Origin of the sequence: Flavonifractor sp. An9, from assembly GCF_002161245.1 — a bacterium.
In the GTDB taxonomy this organism is placed as follows: Bacteria; Bacillota; Clostridia; order Oscillospirales; family Oscillospiraceae; genus Flavonifractor; species Flavonifractor avicola.
This window is the reverse complement of sequence record NZ_NFHC01000012.1, coordinates 1-13,115: the sequence shown is the minus strand read 5'-3', so window position 1 is coordinate 13,115 and position 13,115 is coordinate 1. Positions and strand designations below refer to the sequence as shown.

General features: G+C 59.1%; 14 protein-coding genes, 2 tRNA genes and 1 rRNA gene. 7 read left to right on the top strand and 10 right to left on the bottom strand.

The genetic code is table 11. The features are described from left to right. Positions 1–131 precede the first annotated feature (131 nt). The 4 genes from B5G40_RS09095 to B5G40_RS17335 form a co-directional block, all read right to left on the bottom strand. Positions 132–791, bottom strand: a complete 660-nt coding sequence (locus tag B5G40_RS09095) for a TIGR03936 family radical SAM-associated protein (RefSeq protein ID WP_087399411.1) — start codon at positions 789–791, stop codon at positions 132–134. Continuing rightward, the gene (locus B5G40_RS09090; protein WP_087399410.1) at positions 784–2,619 is read right to left on the bottom strand and encodes a TIGR03960 family B12-binding radical SAM protein; all 1,836 of its coding nucleotides are present in this window, start codon (positions 2,617–2,619) and stop codon (positions 784–786) included. Before B5G40_RS09090 ends, B5G40_RS09095 begins: the two co-directional genes overlap by 8 nt. 171 nt (positions 2,620–2,790) lie before the next feature. Next, positions 2,791–3,933, bottom strand: coding sequence for an SLC13 family permease (locus B5G40_RS09085; RefSeq protein ID WP_087399409.1), 1,143 nt, complete (start codon positions 3,931–3,933; stop codon positions 2,791–2,793). A gap of 142 nt (positions 3,934–4,075) precedes the next feature. Next, positions 4,076–4,300, bottom strand: coding sequence for a DUF6514 family protein (locus tag B5G40_RS17335; protein WP_255396453.1), 225 nt, complete (start codon positions 4,298–4,300; stop codon positions 4,076–4,078). Between the two features lie 253 nt (positions 4,301–4,553). On the opposite strand from B5G40_RS17335, the gene B5G40_RS09075 reads away from it, so the two are divergent. The 6 genes from B5G40_RS09075 to B5G40_RS09050 all read left to right on the top strand — a co-directional run bounded on the left by B5G40_RS09075 (position 4,554) and on the right by B5G40_RS09050 (position 8,390). Beyond that, positions 4,554–5,309: an XRE family transcriptional regulator gene (locus B5G40_RS09075; protein WP_087399408.1), complete on the top strand. Its 756-nt coding sequence runs from the start codon at positions 4,554–4,556 to the stop codon at positions 5,307–5,309. A gap of 131 nt (positions 5,310–5,440) precedes the next feature. Beyond that, positions 5,441–5,932 carry a helix-turn-helix domain-containing protein gene (locus B5G40_RS09070; protein ID WP_087399407.1) on the top strand — a complete coding sequence of 164 codons (492 nt, stop codon included), beginning with the start codon at positions 5,441–5,443 and terminating at the stop codon, positions 5,930–5,932. Next, positions 5,933–6,172: a hypothetical protein gene (locus B5G40_RS09065; protein WP_087399406.1), complete on the top strand. Its 240-nt coding sequence runs from the start codon at positions 5,933–5,935 to the stop codon at positions 6,170–6,172. 137 nt (positions 6,173–6,309) lie between these two features. Further along, positions 6,310–7,143 carry a stalk domain-containing protein gene (locus B5G40_RS09060; protein ID WP_087399405.1) on the top strand — a complete coding sequence of 278 codons (834 nt, stop codon included), beginning with the start codon at positions 6,310–6,312 and terminating at the stop codon, positions 7,141–7,143. 43 nt (positions 7,144–7,186) lie between these two features. Then, positions 7,187–7,777, top strand: coding sequence for an RNA polymerase sigma factor (locus B5G40_RS09055; protein WP_087399404.1), 591 nt, complete (start codon positions 7,187–7,189; stop codon positions 7,775–7,777). Beyond that, positions 7,761–8,390, top strand: coding sequence for a hypothetical protein (locus tag B5G40_RS09050; RefSeq protein ID WP_087399403.1), 630 nt, complete (start codon positions 7,761–7,763; stop codon positions 8,388–8,390). The genes B5G40_RS09055 and B5G40_RS09050 overlap by 17 nt, the downstream gene beginning before the upstream one ends. A 49-nt stretch (positions 8,391–8,439) precedes the next feature. Here B5G40_RS09050 and B5G40_RS09045 read toward each other — a convergent pair whose 3' ends face one another. From B5G40_RS09045 to sfsA, 3 genes are all read right to left on the bottom strand, one after another. Beyond that, a complete protein-coding gene (locus B5G40_RS09045) occupies positions 8,440–9,135 on the bottom strand; it encodes a GNAT family N-acetyltransferase (protein WP_158099509.1) in 696 nt (231 codons plus the stop codon). A 77-nt stretch (positions 9,136–9,212) separates the two neighbouring features. Next, complete coding sequence (locus tag B5G40_RS09040; RefSeq protein ID WP_087399401.1) at positions 9,213–10,922, bottom strand: ammonium transporter; 1,710 nt, start codon at positions 10,920–10,922, stop codon at positions 9,213–9,215. 193 nt (positions 10,923–11,115) lie between these two features. Then, positions 11,116–11,796 carry a DNA/RNA nuclease SfsA gene (gene sfsA, locus B5G40_RS09035; protein ID WP_087399400.1) on the bottom strand — a complete coding sequence of 227 codons (681 nt, stop codon included), beginning with the start codon at positions 11,794–11,796 and terminating at the stop codon, positions 11,116–11,118. Positions 11,797–11,883: 87 nt separating this feature from the next. On the opposite strand from sfsA, the gene B5G40_RS09030 reads away from it, so the two are divergent. After that, the gene (locus B5G40_RS09030) at positions 11,884–12,504 is read left to right on the top strand and encodes a DUF1643 domain-containing protein (protein ID WP_087399399.1); all 621 of its coding nucleotides are present in this window, start codon (positions 11,884–11,886) and stop codon (positions 12,502–12,504) included. A 56-nt stretch (positions 12,505–12,560) separates the two neighbouring features. Here B5G40_RS09030 and rrf read toward each other — a convergent pair. The 3 genes from rrf to B5G40_RS09015 all read right to left on the bottom strand — a co-directional run bounded on the left by rrf (position 12,561) and on the right by B5G40_RS09015 (position 13,114). Beyond that, positions 12,561–12,676: ribosomal RNA gene (rrf, locus tag B5G40_RS09025) — 5S ribosomal RNA — on the bottom strand. Between the two features lie 132 nt (positions 12,677–12,808). Continuing rightward, positions 12,809–12,884 (bottom strand) — tRNA-Lys (locus B5G40_RS09020). Between the two features lie 155 nt (positions 12,885–13,039). After that, positions 13,040–13,114 (bottom strand) — tRNA-Glu (locus B5G40_RS09015). Between the last annotated feature and the right edge of the window lies 1 nt (position 13,115).

Genomic DNA, 13,115 nt, shown 5'->3' with positions numbered 1-13,115 from the left:
TACAACAGGCCTCATTGTAGCCCTCCCCTCTGCCCTTGTCAATTATCGATTCTTCAAAAATGAGCGCTCGTTTCCCATCAAAAACGGACCTTCCGCCCAAAGGCGAAAAGTCCGTTTTCCTTTTGATTTAATTATTCCCAGTTCTGGAATCTCTCATCCAGCACCGCCCGGCGGTGAAACACCGCATAATCGGGGGCAGCGTCGGGACAGTAGGTGCGGATAGCCGACACAATGAGTTCCGGATTCAGGCCCGGATTCTGGGCCTTCAGGATCAGGTCCAGCGCGATGGTATCCCTCCGCTCCTCCACGGTCGCTTTGGCAATAAGGGGGATCAAGTCTACCTCCACCTTGCCGGACTTGGCCTTTTTGCTCTTTTTCTCCATCACCAGGCTGTCCCGGCTCAGCAGGCCCCGGATAGCGGATTCCGCCCCGAAGGGGGCGCCAGCCTCATACTCCAGGGTGACGATATAGTTGACATAGTACAGCTCCTTCACCGGGCGCACACCCTCATAGCACCGCTGGACAGTGATACCAGCGGGCAGGGCGGCGTTCATGCGCTGGGGAACTTCCTCCAGAGGCGTGTCCAGCACCTGACACTCCAGCACCTCACAGCTACTGGAGTAGCCTACCGACAGGGGCAGGGGGATGGAAACGAATGCGTGGGGATTGAAGCCCTCGGTATGCTTGATATGGATACCCGCCCGCAGGAAGGACCGCTGGAAGGTACGCATCAGATCCAGGTGGGAAATGAATTTGGCGGTGTCCGCCTTGGTAAATGCCAGTCTATGCATCACATTTTCCTCCCGGATAGAGCTTATTGGCACCGCAGCCGGTGCACTGGACCCGGCAGTCGGGGGTGATGACAGCCTCATAGGCCCGCTCCCGCTCCCGCCACAGAAAGTTCTTGGTCACGCCCACGCTGGTCACATCCCAGGGCAGCAGCTCGTCCTTCTCACGGGTACGGTTGGCATAGAAAGCGGGGTCCACGCCGCAGGCCTCAAAGGCGGCCAGCCAGCGGTCAAAGTCAAAATACTCGCTCCAGGCGTCAAACTTGGCGCCCTGCCGCCAGGCGGTCTCAATGACGTCAGCCACCTTCCGGTCGCCCCGGGCAAAGACCGCCTCCAGGAAGCTGGTCTGGGAGTCGTGCCAGTTGTACTTGATGGACCGGCCCCGCATATGCTCCCGCAGCAGCTTGACCCGCCGCTGATACTCCTCCATGGTGATCTGAGGTTCCCACTGGAAGGCGGTGTGGGGCTTGGGCACAAACCAGGCAGTAGACACTGTGATGGTCACACCCCGCTTGGGGTTGGGGGTGACCTCCTTCCAGGTCTTGTAGACCTTCTCCGCCAGGTCGGCAATACCCAGCACATCCTCGTCAGTTTCGGTGGGCAGACCCAGCATGAAGTAGAGCTTTACGCTGGACCAGCCGCCGGAGAAGGCAGTGCGGCAGGACCGAAGCAGGTCCTCCTCAGTGACGTTCTTGTTGATGGCGTCCCGCAGGCGCTGGGTGCCCGCCTCAGGTGCAAAGGTAAGGCCCGACTTACGGACGTGCTGCACCCGCTCCATCAGTCCCAGAGAGAAGTTATCCGCCCGCAGGGAGGGCAGGGACAGGGACACCCGGTTGGGCTCACACCAGTCCAGCAGCCCGTCGCACAGGTGCTCCAGAGGCCGGTAATCGCTGGTAGACAGGGAGGACAACGTCATCTCCTGATAGCCGGAGTCCTTACAAGCCTCAATGCCCTGCTTCAGCAGGATCTCCGGGTCACGGGACCGGACCGGCCGGTAGGCATAGCCCGCCTGACAGAACCGGCAGCCCCGGATACAGCCCCGGAACAGCTCCAGCATCACCCGGTCATGGACGATCTCGGTGGAGGGCACAATGGTCTTCACCGGGAAGTAACTCTTGTCAAAATCCTGGACGATCCGCTTGGTCACCACCGCAGGGGCGCCCTCATGGGAAACAACCTGCTCCAGAGTGCCGTCAGGACGGTAGGACACCTCATACAGGGAGGGCACATACAGGCCGGGGATCTGAGCAGCGGCAGCCAGGAATTCATCCTTGCTCCAGCACTCCTCCCGGGCCTTGCGGTAGAGCTGAATGATCTCTACGCTCACGTCCTCGCCCTCGCCCAGCACAAAGATGTCCACGAAGGGGGCCAGGGGCTCCGGGTTGTAGGCGCAGGTGCCGCCGGCGATCACAATGGGAGACAGACCGTAGCGCTCCTCGGAGCGCAGGGGCAGTCCGGCCAGATCCAGCATATTAAGCACATTGGTATATGCCATCTCATAGCCCAGGGAGAACCCAATCAGGTCAAAGTCTGCGATGGAGTCGCCGCTCTCCAGGCCATAGAGCAGGATGCCCTCCCGGCGCATCTCCTCCTCCATATCGCCCCAGGGTGCGAACACCCGCTCGCACCAAACGCCGTCCATCTGGTTCATAACTCCATAAAGGATACGCATACCCAGATTGGACATTCCGATCTCATAGGTATCCGGGAAGCAGAGTGCATAGCGCACATCCACTTGGCGCCGGTCCTTCACCACCGCGTTATACTCGCCGCCGGTATAGCGTGCAGGCTTCTGCACCCGGGGAAGGATATGTTCCAACGTACGATTCATGTCATGCCGAACCCTCTCTAATCGAATATGGGCCGGGTCCGGTGATCCGGCCAACAAGGCTGCCGGTGATCCCCGGCCCGCCGCAATACGCAAAAGAAGCAGTATATTATTATACTATGTTCTTTGATCAAATACAAGCTATAATCCGCTTATATTGGGTTCAAAATCCGCTTATCCGGGGAAAATCAGCCCCATCAGCACCACGCTGCCCGTCAAAATGGCAAGGGCTGCCACATTGGCCAGGGTAAACACCAGCAGGTAGCGGCCGGCCCGGGCGCCGGGGGACTTGAGATAGGCCTTCATGGAGATCAGGCTGGCCAGAGATGCAATGGGTGTTCCAAGGCCGCCAATGTTGGTGCCGATGAGCAGCCCGTGCCAGTCGGTGGTAAAGTTGGACAGCAGTACCGCCGCCGGCACGTTGCTGATGACCTGACTGGTAATGCCGGAGGCCAGAGCTGTGTTCTGCGCCATTACCGCCGTCAGCGCCTCCCGCACGGGAGCACAGGCTCCCACATTGCCTGCAAAAAGGAAGAAGCAGAAGAAGGTGGCCAGCAGGCCGTAGTCCACCTTGCGGAACAGAGGCCGGTCAAAGATCAGCATACCCGCCGCCACCACGGCCAGCAGGGCCGGATAGGGCAGCACCCGGAACACCGACAGCAGGCACAGCACAAACAATCCTGCCATCAATCCCAACCGTCCAGGACTGCGAATGGAGGCCTTTTCCGAAAAGGTGACCCGGATCCCCTCCGGCTTGACACACAGGGCCGCAATGACCAGCCCCACCAGGCTAATCAGGGTGAGGGGCACCATGGTGGCAAAGAACTGACCGGCGGTCAGCTCATAGTTGGCATAGATATACAGATTCTGAGGGTTGCCTACCGGAGTAGCCATGCTGCCCAGATTGGCGGCAATGGTCTGGAGCACCACAATATAAATCAGCCGCTCCGTTCTGCCAATCAGTCCAAGCACCAGCACCGCAAAGGGCACAAATGTAATGAGGGCCACATCGTTGGTCACCAGCATGGACACAAAGAAGGGCAGCAGCACCAGTGCCAGGGTCACAAACCGCATTCTCCGTTCGCCGGCCAGCAGCCGCTGAGCCAGCACCGCGAACACGCCGCACTCCTGCAAGCCAGCCACCACCGCCATCAGACAGAACAGCAGGCTCAGCACCCGCCAGTCAATATAATTGAGATAGTCCGCCGACGGCGGATTGAGTAAAATGGAGGCCGCCGCGCACACTGCGGCAATACACAGCACCGGCTCCCGCTTCCAGAAGCGGAACAGGGCGCATTTTTTCTGTGTTTGCTCCATGCTTCTTTTCCCCCTTTGAACACGACGAAAAAGCCACCCTGGCGGGTGGCTTTTTACTCTGCTTCACTCGATTGCCGTTTGCCGGTCTCAGTTTACCTGATTCCAGTGCGGCGGTCAAGTATCTGGACCTATTTTCTCCCATTCAGGAGCGCCGAAAATCTTCCACAACATCAGCAAGATGGACCGGAGACAGCCCCGCACTATTGCAGCATTCTGCCAGCCGGTTGACCTCCTGAAAGTCGGTGGAAATGCGTCCGACACAGATTCCGTTGTGGCTCCGGATCCCATACATCTGAGGGCGGGAAGCCCTGTCCAGATATACATGGTACTTTATACGACAATTACTCATGGTTTCCTCTCTCCTCATTTTCTCTGCTTTTGGTTATGATTTCATGGTTTCACGACATATTTCGCTCTTTTTCCCTATCAAAAGGTATTATACTGTTTGTTACGGTAATTTTCCACATCCGCTCCCCTCTGTGTCTATATCTTGTATTTTCGTCCCTCTGCATATTCTATATAATGTATTCTGCATAAATTGTCAATGCCAACAGACTATTTTGTCCACTGACCGGGAGGTTTTGACCGCATTCGGTTGGGGGTTCTCTGGAGGTGCGCCCATGTCTCTGATGGTGGAAAAGCTGGCCTATGTAAAAAAACTGCGCCACTTGACGTCGGAGGATATCTCCCGTCTGTCCGGTGTGCCTCTTGGTACGCTGAATAAAATTCTGTCGGGACAGACGAAAAATCCGGCGATAGGGCCTATTGATCGGATCACCCGTGTACTGCGGGTACCCATCCGATATCTGCTGGACGACGAGCTGCCCCCGGAATGCTGCGTCACCGCCAACAGCCAGGACGGCGTGGTCCTGCTCTCCCCCGAGGAGCTCCGCCTGCTGCTGGCGCTGCGGCGGCTGGAGCCCCAACGGCGGCGGACTGCTGGGGTCATGTTGGCCCTGATGAGTGCGGCCTGCGTCAAATCCATCGGGACCGTATCGGTGAAGCGTACCTTCTGCTACACCACCGGCTCCACCGATGCCCCGCCGGTCCGGGCCATTCTGATCCCGGAGGTTGACGCCGCCGCTCGGGAGGCGGACTTTGCCGTGCTTCTCAGCGATGGCAGCATGGAACCGGTCTATCCCTCCGGCGCCGTTCTGTTGTGTGCCCAACGCCCCCCTACCGCGCAGGAATATGGTATATACCTCTATAATCAGGAAGTCCTGCTCCGGCGGCTCTGCCGCCGCAGGGGCGTCACCCGGCTGCTGGCCCCCAGTCTGGCTTATCCTGATCTTCAGGTGTCGGAGGAAGATCACCTGGACTGCCTGGGCACCATCACAGGGCAGGCCCGTGGCTGCCGGTGGGAGCAGACACCCTAACCGTTCTCAACCGCTCGTTGTACTGCTGTTCTACCGCTGGTTGCAAGTTCCAACCGCCGTTACCTTCCCTTTTCTGCGGAAACACTCTATAATACATCCTGTGAAAACCACACGCAGAAAAGAGGATACCTATGAACCAGACCATCGGCGGGCGCATCAGCGCCCTTCGGAAGCGGGACGGCCTGACTCAGGAGGAACTGGCCGCTCAGATGGGAGTCTCTCCCCAGGCGGTGAGCAAGTGGGAAAATGACCTGAGCGTCCCCGATCTCTCCGTCCTTACCGCCCTATCCGACTACTTCCACCTGTCTCTGGACGAGCTGATCCGAGGGCAGCGCACCGACGTGCAGTATGTTCCCCCGGAGGCTCGGAAAAGCGCAGAGGAGCTGTTCCTCCGTGTCCGGGTCCACACAGGGGAGGGGGATAAAATCAATGTCAATCTGCCCCTGGCATTGGTCCGCATTGCCGCTCAGCTCAACCTGGACCTGCCTCAATTCCGGGGCAGCGAATGGCTCTGTCAGCTGGACCTGAACGCCCTTCTCTCCCTCATTGAGGGCGGCGCACTGGGAAAGCTGGTGGAGGTAGAGAGCAGCAATGGCGATCTGGTGGAAGTCGTGGTGGAATAAATGCGTCTGCACATCAAAACCAAGGCCTTTCGCCTCCACCTGCTTCTGCCCACCTGGCTTATCCTGAGCAAACCAGGGCTCACCATTGCCCTGTGGGCCTGCCGCCGCTATGTGACGCTTCCCCCTCACCGGCGTGCGGAGGTATTCCGCCTGACGCGGCGGCTGCGGCGACAGTGCCGTGGCGTCTCTCTGGTGGATATCCACACCCAAGATGGCGATGAGATCCGGCTCACACTCTGATATTCCAAAATGTCCGCTGCCTATCGCAGCGGACATTTTTTCGTTTCATGCAACATTTCCTTTCGCCCAGTTGTATCTAGGGTGTCACAACGAGAGAGCAAAGGCTCTCCCGCAATTCACCGGAAAGGAAGATTTCTATGAAAAAGCTTGTTCCCACTCTGCTGTCCCTGGCCCTGGCCGGCTCCCTCTGTCTGCCTGTTCTGGCCGCTCCCGTTGCTGTGGACGAGACCGCCTCTCCCTCTGGCTATGCTATCCAGGTCAACGGCACCGATACCGAAATTCGGGGAAGCGTGATGGTTCCCCTCCGTGCTCTGGCGGAAGAGCTGGGCTTCACCGTGACCTGGTCTGGAGAACAGATCCGGGTGGACACCGGCAAGGTACACACCGATGTGACCCTTGGGGTGGACCGCTATGTGATTACCACCAGTCTGGAAGATATGGTGGGTATGAGCGCCCCCTTCTCTCTGGGCTGCCCTCCCTATGCGGTGAATGGTACTACCTATGCACCCCTGGCCCTCTTTGACGCCCTGCTGGGCAACCAGGAGGACGCCATCACCGGCGACAGCGGCACCATCTCCATCCAGACTGATTCCTCCACTCAGATCCCCAATCCCTTTGTGGAATGCGGCACGCTGGCGGAGGCCCAGGATCAGGCTGGTTTCTCTCTGACCCTGCCTGACGGCTGCACCCCGGAGCACATCTCTGTGCTGCCCGATCAGATGATCCAGGTCCTCTGTGAAGATAACCTCACTATCCGTAAGGCGGTGGGGCAGGAGGATATCAGCGGCGACTATACCGCCTATCCTCAGGTGGACACCCTTTCCTCTCACGGAACAGAGGTTACCCTGAAGGGGGACGGAGACACGGTTAAGGTTGCGGTTTGGACTACGGAAGGCTATACTTATGCCATTCAGAGCGCCGCCGGCCTGAGCCGGGACGCTATGCTCACACTGGTGGCATCCGTGGCATGACGCCAGCGTTCCATTACCACAGAAGGGGGAGGAGTCGATGGGAATGACCGCTGCTTGCCGCCTGAGACGGCCCGGCCTGCGCGCCCATATCCTGCACGCTCTTCGACTGCTCTTTGCCCGGAAGGCGGAGGAGGAGGCCGTCCGGCAAACTGCCAACGCTCAGGCTGCCCGGATGCTGGACGCCTATGGCAACAGTATTCTACGTCTGGCCTATTCCTACCTTCACAATCAAAGTGACGCCGAGGAGGTACTCCAGGACACCCTGCTGCAATTTCTGCGTACCGCTCCTGTGCTGGAGAGCCCCCAGCACGAAAAGGCCTGGCTGCTGCGAGTGGCCGCCAACCTGAGCAAAAACCGGTTGAAGTACAACCGCCTTCGCTCCGCCGATGAGCTGCGGGACACGCTGGCCGCGGAACAGCGGGAGGACCTCTCCTTTGTATGGGAGGCCGTCAAGGCTCTTCCCCAACATTCCCGGGCTGCCATCCACCTTTTCTATCATGAGGGCTGCTCCACCGCCCAGATCGCGTCCATCCTGGGCCGGAAAGAGTCCACCATCCGTTCCGATCTGCGCAGAGGCCGCATTCAGCTGAAAGAGATCTTGAAGGAGGCGTATGACTTTGGCCCGGAAATATGACGAGATCATGTCCCACCTTGTAGTGACCGATGCCATGCGGTCCCGCATCCTGGAGCAGTTGGAATCAGCCGGACAGCCCGCCCCCTCCTCCCGCACCCCGCTTCTTCTGCGGCGTACGCTTGCTACCGCCGCCTGTCTGGCCGTAGTGCTGGCAGGGATCTCGGTCCTGCCCCGGATCGCCTCGCCCCAGCCTGTGGAGACCCCATCCGGTCCAATCACTGTGGTCCCAAATCTCCAGGAAGTATCCTCCGCCCAGGCCCTCTCGGATCTGGTTGGATTCTCCGTATCCGACCTGAATGCGCTGCCCTTCCTGGTGGAGCAGAGCACCTATACCGCCTACGGTGATACCTTGGCTCAAATTCGCTGTGAGGGTGACTCCCAATGGGCTCTCTTCCGCAAATCCGCCGGGACCGAAGACAACTCCGGCGATTACACCGCCTATGCCGCTCAGACCTCCTACGACCTGGATGGCCTGGCCGTTACCCTGAAGGGGGACGCAGAACAGTCCTATGTGCTGGCTCTGTGGACCGACGGCAGCCACACCTGCTCCCTGCGGCTCTCCCAGCCACTGACGGCGGAGCAGTGGGACCAGGTGATCTCTGCCAACCGCTGACAGCATAAAAAGCGGCCGCCGTGCATAGCACGGCGACCGCTTTTGCCATTCAGTTGGGCAGCATCCGAAACCACTTGCTCCGGATACCCGCCGCCTTGAAGCCCGTCCGGCGGTAGAGGGAAAAGGCGCTCTCATTGTCGCTGGCCACCAGCAGCTTACACCGGTCAAACCCTTCCTCCGCCAACAGAGCCATAGTCCCCCAGAGCAGTTCCCGCCCCAGGCCCTGTCCACGGACATCCTTTTGCAGCGCGATGCCCTCGATCTCCGGCACCTCCTGGGTCAGGTCCAGCTCATACACCCCGACTCGCACCCCGTTGACCACCGCAAACCCGCAGCGGTGGCCCTCCTCCAGGGCCCGGTCCAGATCCCGGGGACCGTAAGTAGCCGAATTGGGCATTTCAAAAAAGCATCCGTTGTGCAGGGCCAGCCAGGCCCCGCCCCGCTCCCGGGTCAGGGGCTCCAGGCTGAGGCGCTGGGGCTGGCCGGGCAGCTGGGACAGATCTCGCTGCAGCTCCAGCAGATCGCGAACAAACTCCAGGCGGCACTCTCCCAGACAGCCCTCCTCCAACGGTGCACTGGGGTCCCGAGAGGTCACAAGCAGTTCCGTTGCACCCAGGCTCAGCAGTTCCTGTCGGCCCCGGCACAGCAGTTCGTCCAGCTCTCCGGTCCGGCAGTGCTGGATGACCAGATAGCCCTTCCCTTTGGCTGTGATTTCTGCGGCGAAGATTTGATAGGCCGACTCCATGCCCATTCCTCCCTGTGATGATTTCTACCAATATACCACAGCCCCCCGGACTTTGACAAGTCCGGGGGGCTGTCTCATTACTCCTCGCCCTGGAGGGCGTCATATCCGTGTTCGCCGGTACGGACCTTGACCACATCCTCCACATCATAGACGAAGATCTTGCCGTCGCCGATCCCACCGGTATGGAGCACCTGCTTGGCGGTATCCACCACCTGTGCCACCGGCACCTTGGATACCACAATCTCCACCTGTACCTTGGGCAGCAGATTCATGGTCATGGGCACGCCGCGGTAATACTCCGTCTTGCCCTTCTGGATGCCGCAGCCCAGCACCTGAGTTACCGTCATACCTGTTACGCCGATGCCGTTCATGGCGCTCTTCAACTCCTCAAACCTGGACTGGTTGCAGATGACGGTCACATTGGTCAGCTTGGCTTCCGACTTGGTGCGCTCCGCAGGCTGAGCACGCTCGGGGACCTGCGCGGGCACCGGGCTCTCACCAGCCACATAGGGCTCCGGATAGGCGTCCGGCTTGGCCACCGCCGTCATGCTGGTGGACTGACTGAAGTCAGCATAAGCGGTAGGCAGGCCGTGCTCGTGGATGTCCAGGCCCTCCAGCTCCTCAATAGCGGAGGCCCGCAGACCCACCGTGTGCTTGATCACCATAAAGATGATCACCATAGTCACCGCCACCCAGGCAATGACGCTGACCACGCCCAGGCACTGGGTGAGAAAGAACTTGGGACCGCCGCCGTAGAACAGGCCGCCGTCCACCGCCAGCAGGCCGGTAAGCAGGGTGCCCATAGCGCCGCACACACCGTGGACCGAAATGGCGCCCACAGGATCGTCGATCTTGGCCACCTTATCAAAGAATTCCACCGCCAGGGGAAGCACGATGCCGGCACAGATACCGATGATGGCCGCACCCTCCACAGATACCATGTCACAGCCGGCGGTGATGGCCACCAGGCCGCCCAGAGCGGCGTTGAAGGTCATGGAGACGTCCGGCTTCTTGAAGCGGATCCAGGTAAAGAGCATGGTGGTCACGCAAGCCACAGCAGCCGACATATTGGTGGTGACGAAGATGCTGCCGGCGGCCACCAGGGTGTCGTCCCCGGTCATGGACACGGTAGAGCAGCCATTGAATCCAAACCAGCAGAACCACAGCACAAACACACCCAGCGCAGCGATGGAGAGGTTGTGTCCCAGAATGGCCCGGGGCTTGCCGTTCCTGTCATACTTGCCGATGCGGGGCCCCAGGATCTTGGCGCCGATGAGGGAAGCCACGCCACCCACCATATGCACCGCGGTGGAGCCGGCAAAGTCATGGAAGCCCAGCTGGGACAGCCAGCCGCCGCCCCAGATCCAGTGGCCGGAGATGGGATAGACCACAGCGGAGATCAACAGAGAATAGATGCAGTAGGAAATAAACTTGGTGCGCTCTGCCATAGCGCCCGATACGATGGTAGCGGCGGTGGCGCAAAACACCGTCTGGAAAATGAAGAAGGCGAAGAAGGGGACCCCCTCCGGCAGGATGGCGGAATAGTCGCCCCGTACGAAGGGATCAAAGCCACCTACCAACGCCCCCGCGCTTCCGAACATCAGGCCGAAGCCCAGCATCCAGAAGATGGGTGTGCCGATGCAGAAATCCATCAGGTTCTTCATCAAAATATTGCCCGTGTTTTTGGCCCGGGTAAATCCCGCCTCACACATGGCAAAGCCGGCCTGCATGAAAAAGACCAGCGCGGCGCCCAACAGCACCCAGATCGTGTTCACTGACGAATACATACACTCATTCCTCCCTGAAAACAAAAACGCCCGCTTCGCCTTCCTCGGCGAAACGAGCGTCTCTGCTTGATGGATGCAGTGTATGCTCTTTTTCTGCATCCGTCAAGATTGTTCTTGCACATTTGGAAATAATTCAGAAATTTTTCTACTTACAATATTCATTTTTGCAAGTTTTTAATATAATACTTTCATTTCAGAGGCATACCTTTACCGGTTCCGCGATGGTCAGCGTATCCGGCGTGACGCTGCATCCCCGGGCCAGCACCTGGACACCTGCCCCGGCGGCCTTCCGCAGCGCCGCGCCGAAGGCCGGATGGGTCACATCATTGGGGGCAAAATCCTTCATTCCCGCCATCTGGATCACAAAGCAGACAGCCGCCTCGTAGCCCTCTGCCTGGCAGCGGATCAGCTCCTCCAGGTGCTTGACCCCACGCTCCGTGGGCGCATCGGGAAAGCGGGCGTGGCCGTTCTCCTCTAGGGTGACCCCTTTGACCTCCACAAAGCCCCGGCGCTCTCCCGCCTCCCAGTAGAAGTCGAAGCGGGAGCTACCCCAGGTGGTCTCCGGCCGCAGGAGGGTCAGGCCAGACAGAAAGCCGCCCCCCTCCGCCCACTCCTGAAACACCTTGTTGGGGGCCTGAGCGTCCATATTGACCAGCAGCCGCCCCTTTTCCACGGCGATCAGATCATATCTGGTCTTGCGGGCCGGGTTGCCGCTCTCCTCCAGATAGACCGTGGCCCCCGGAACCAAAAGTTCCCGGCAGCGGCCAGTATTTTTCACATGGACTACCTCCAGCCTGCCGTCCACCTCCACATGGGCGATAAAGCGGTTGGGTCTGGCCTGGAAGATTCCCTTTTTCACACTTCGGTATTGCATTCTGTTTCTCCTGCCTGTATCCTGATAGGGTGAGTATACCATGGAGCGACGCGCCTCACAAGCCGTTCTTCCTCAGGAGGTTTTGATATGCATATTCCCACCTGCGACACCGCCCAGCAGGACATCCAGTCCTTTTCCCTGGCCTTGGAGGAGGCTCTGCTGCCTCAGGCCGATTATGACGTGGACCGCTGGCTCTACGTCCCCAACCGCTACTGCGACTACCGTTACATCCTGGGCATCCGGGGCAGCCGTCCGCTGATCTGCGTGGGCATCAATCCCTCCACCGCCGCGCCCAACGATCTAGACAACACCCTGAAATCGGTGGAGCGCATCGCTTTGGGCAATGGCTATGACAGCTTTATCATGTTCAATGTATACGCCCAGCGGGCTACACGCCCTGATGATATGGAGAAGGTATGCAATCCCGCCCTGCACCAGGAAAATATGGCGGCCTTCCGCTGGGCCCTGGAGCAGACTAAAACCGGCACACCTGCCGTCTGGGCCGCCTGGGGCGCGATCATTGAGAAGCGCAGCTATCTGGCCGACTGCCTGCGGGACATGGTGGAGATTGGGAACGATTTGGGCGCCTGTTGGTATTCCGCCGGTGCCCGCTCCAAAAAGGGACATCCCCACCATCCCCTGTACCTGCGGAAGGACAGCAGCCTAGATTCCTTTGATGTCAGTACCTATATCAGCAGCTGTCTATGACGGCTGCTGATTTTTTGTAAAGCAAAGAGCGGACAGCCTAAGCTGTCCGCTCTTTGTGTTGGCGTTACCTATCTTCCCGGTCCGTCTCCAGACAAGTATTTTCGGCGCAGGTGAGCTTAACTTCCGTGTTCGGGATGGGAACGGGTGGACCCTCACCGCAATCAACACCAACTTACTTTTCTTTGAAAAGAAAAGTAAGCAAAAGAAACTTCAATAACTTTCTTCTCCTTACCGTTCTTCTCAACGATAAGCACTCAATTTTTAAGGGCTCTCTATGGAGCGCCCTCAGACGCTCCATAGAGATTGGTGCGCCTTCACGGATTCGAACCGGGGACCCACTGATTAAGAGTCAGTTGCTCTACCAGCTGAGCTAAAGGCGCATCTGGGGTGGTTCTTGCATTGCCTCGCGCGGACGCTGACGGAGCAACTGACTCTTTGTCATCTGTCCGCTCCGCGGACAGGACTGAAATCATATCCCGATCTCAACCGCAGGTTGAGATCAGTTGCTCTACCAGCTGAGCTAAAGGCGCAGGTTTGGTGACCCGTGCGGGAATCGAACCCACGTTTGCGGCGTGAGAGGCCGCCGTCTTAACCGCTTGACCAACGGGCCA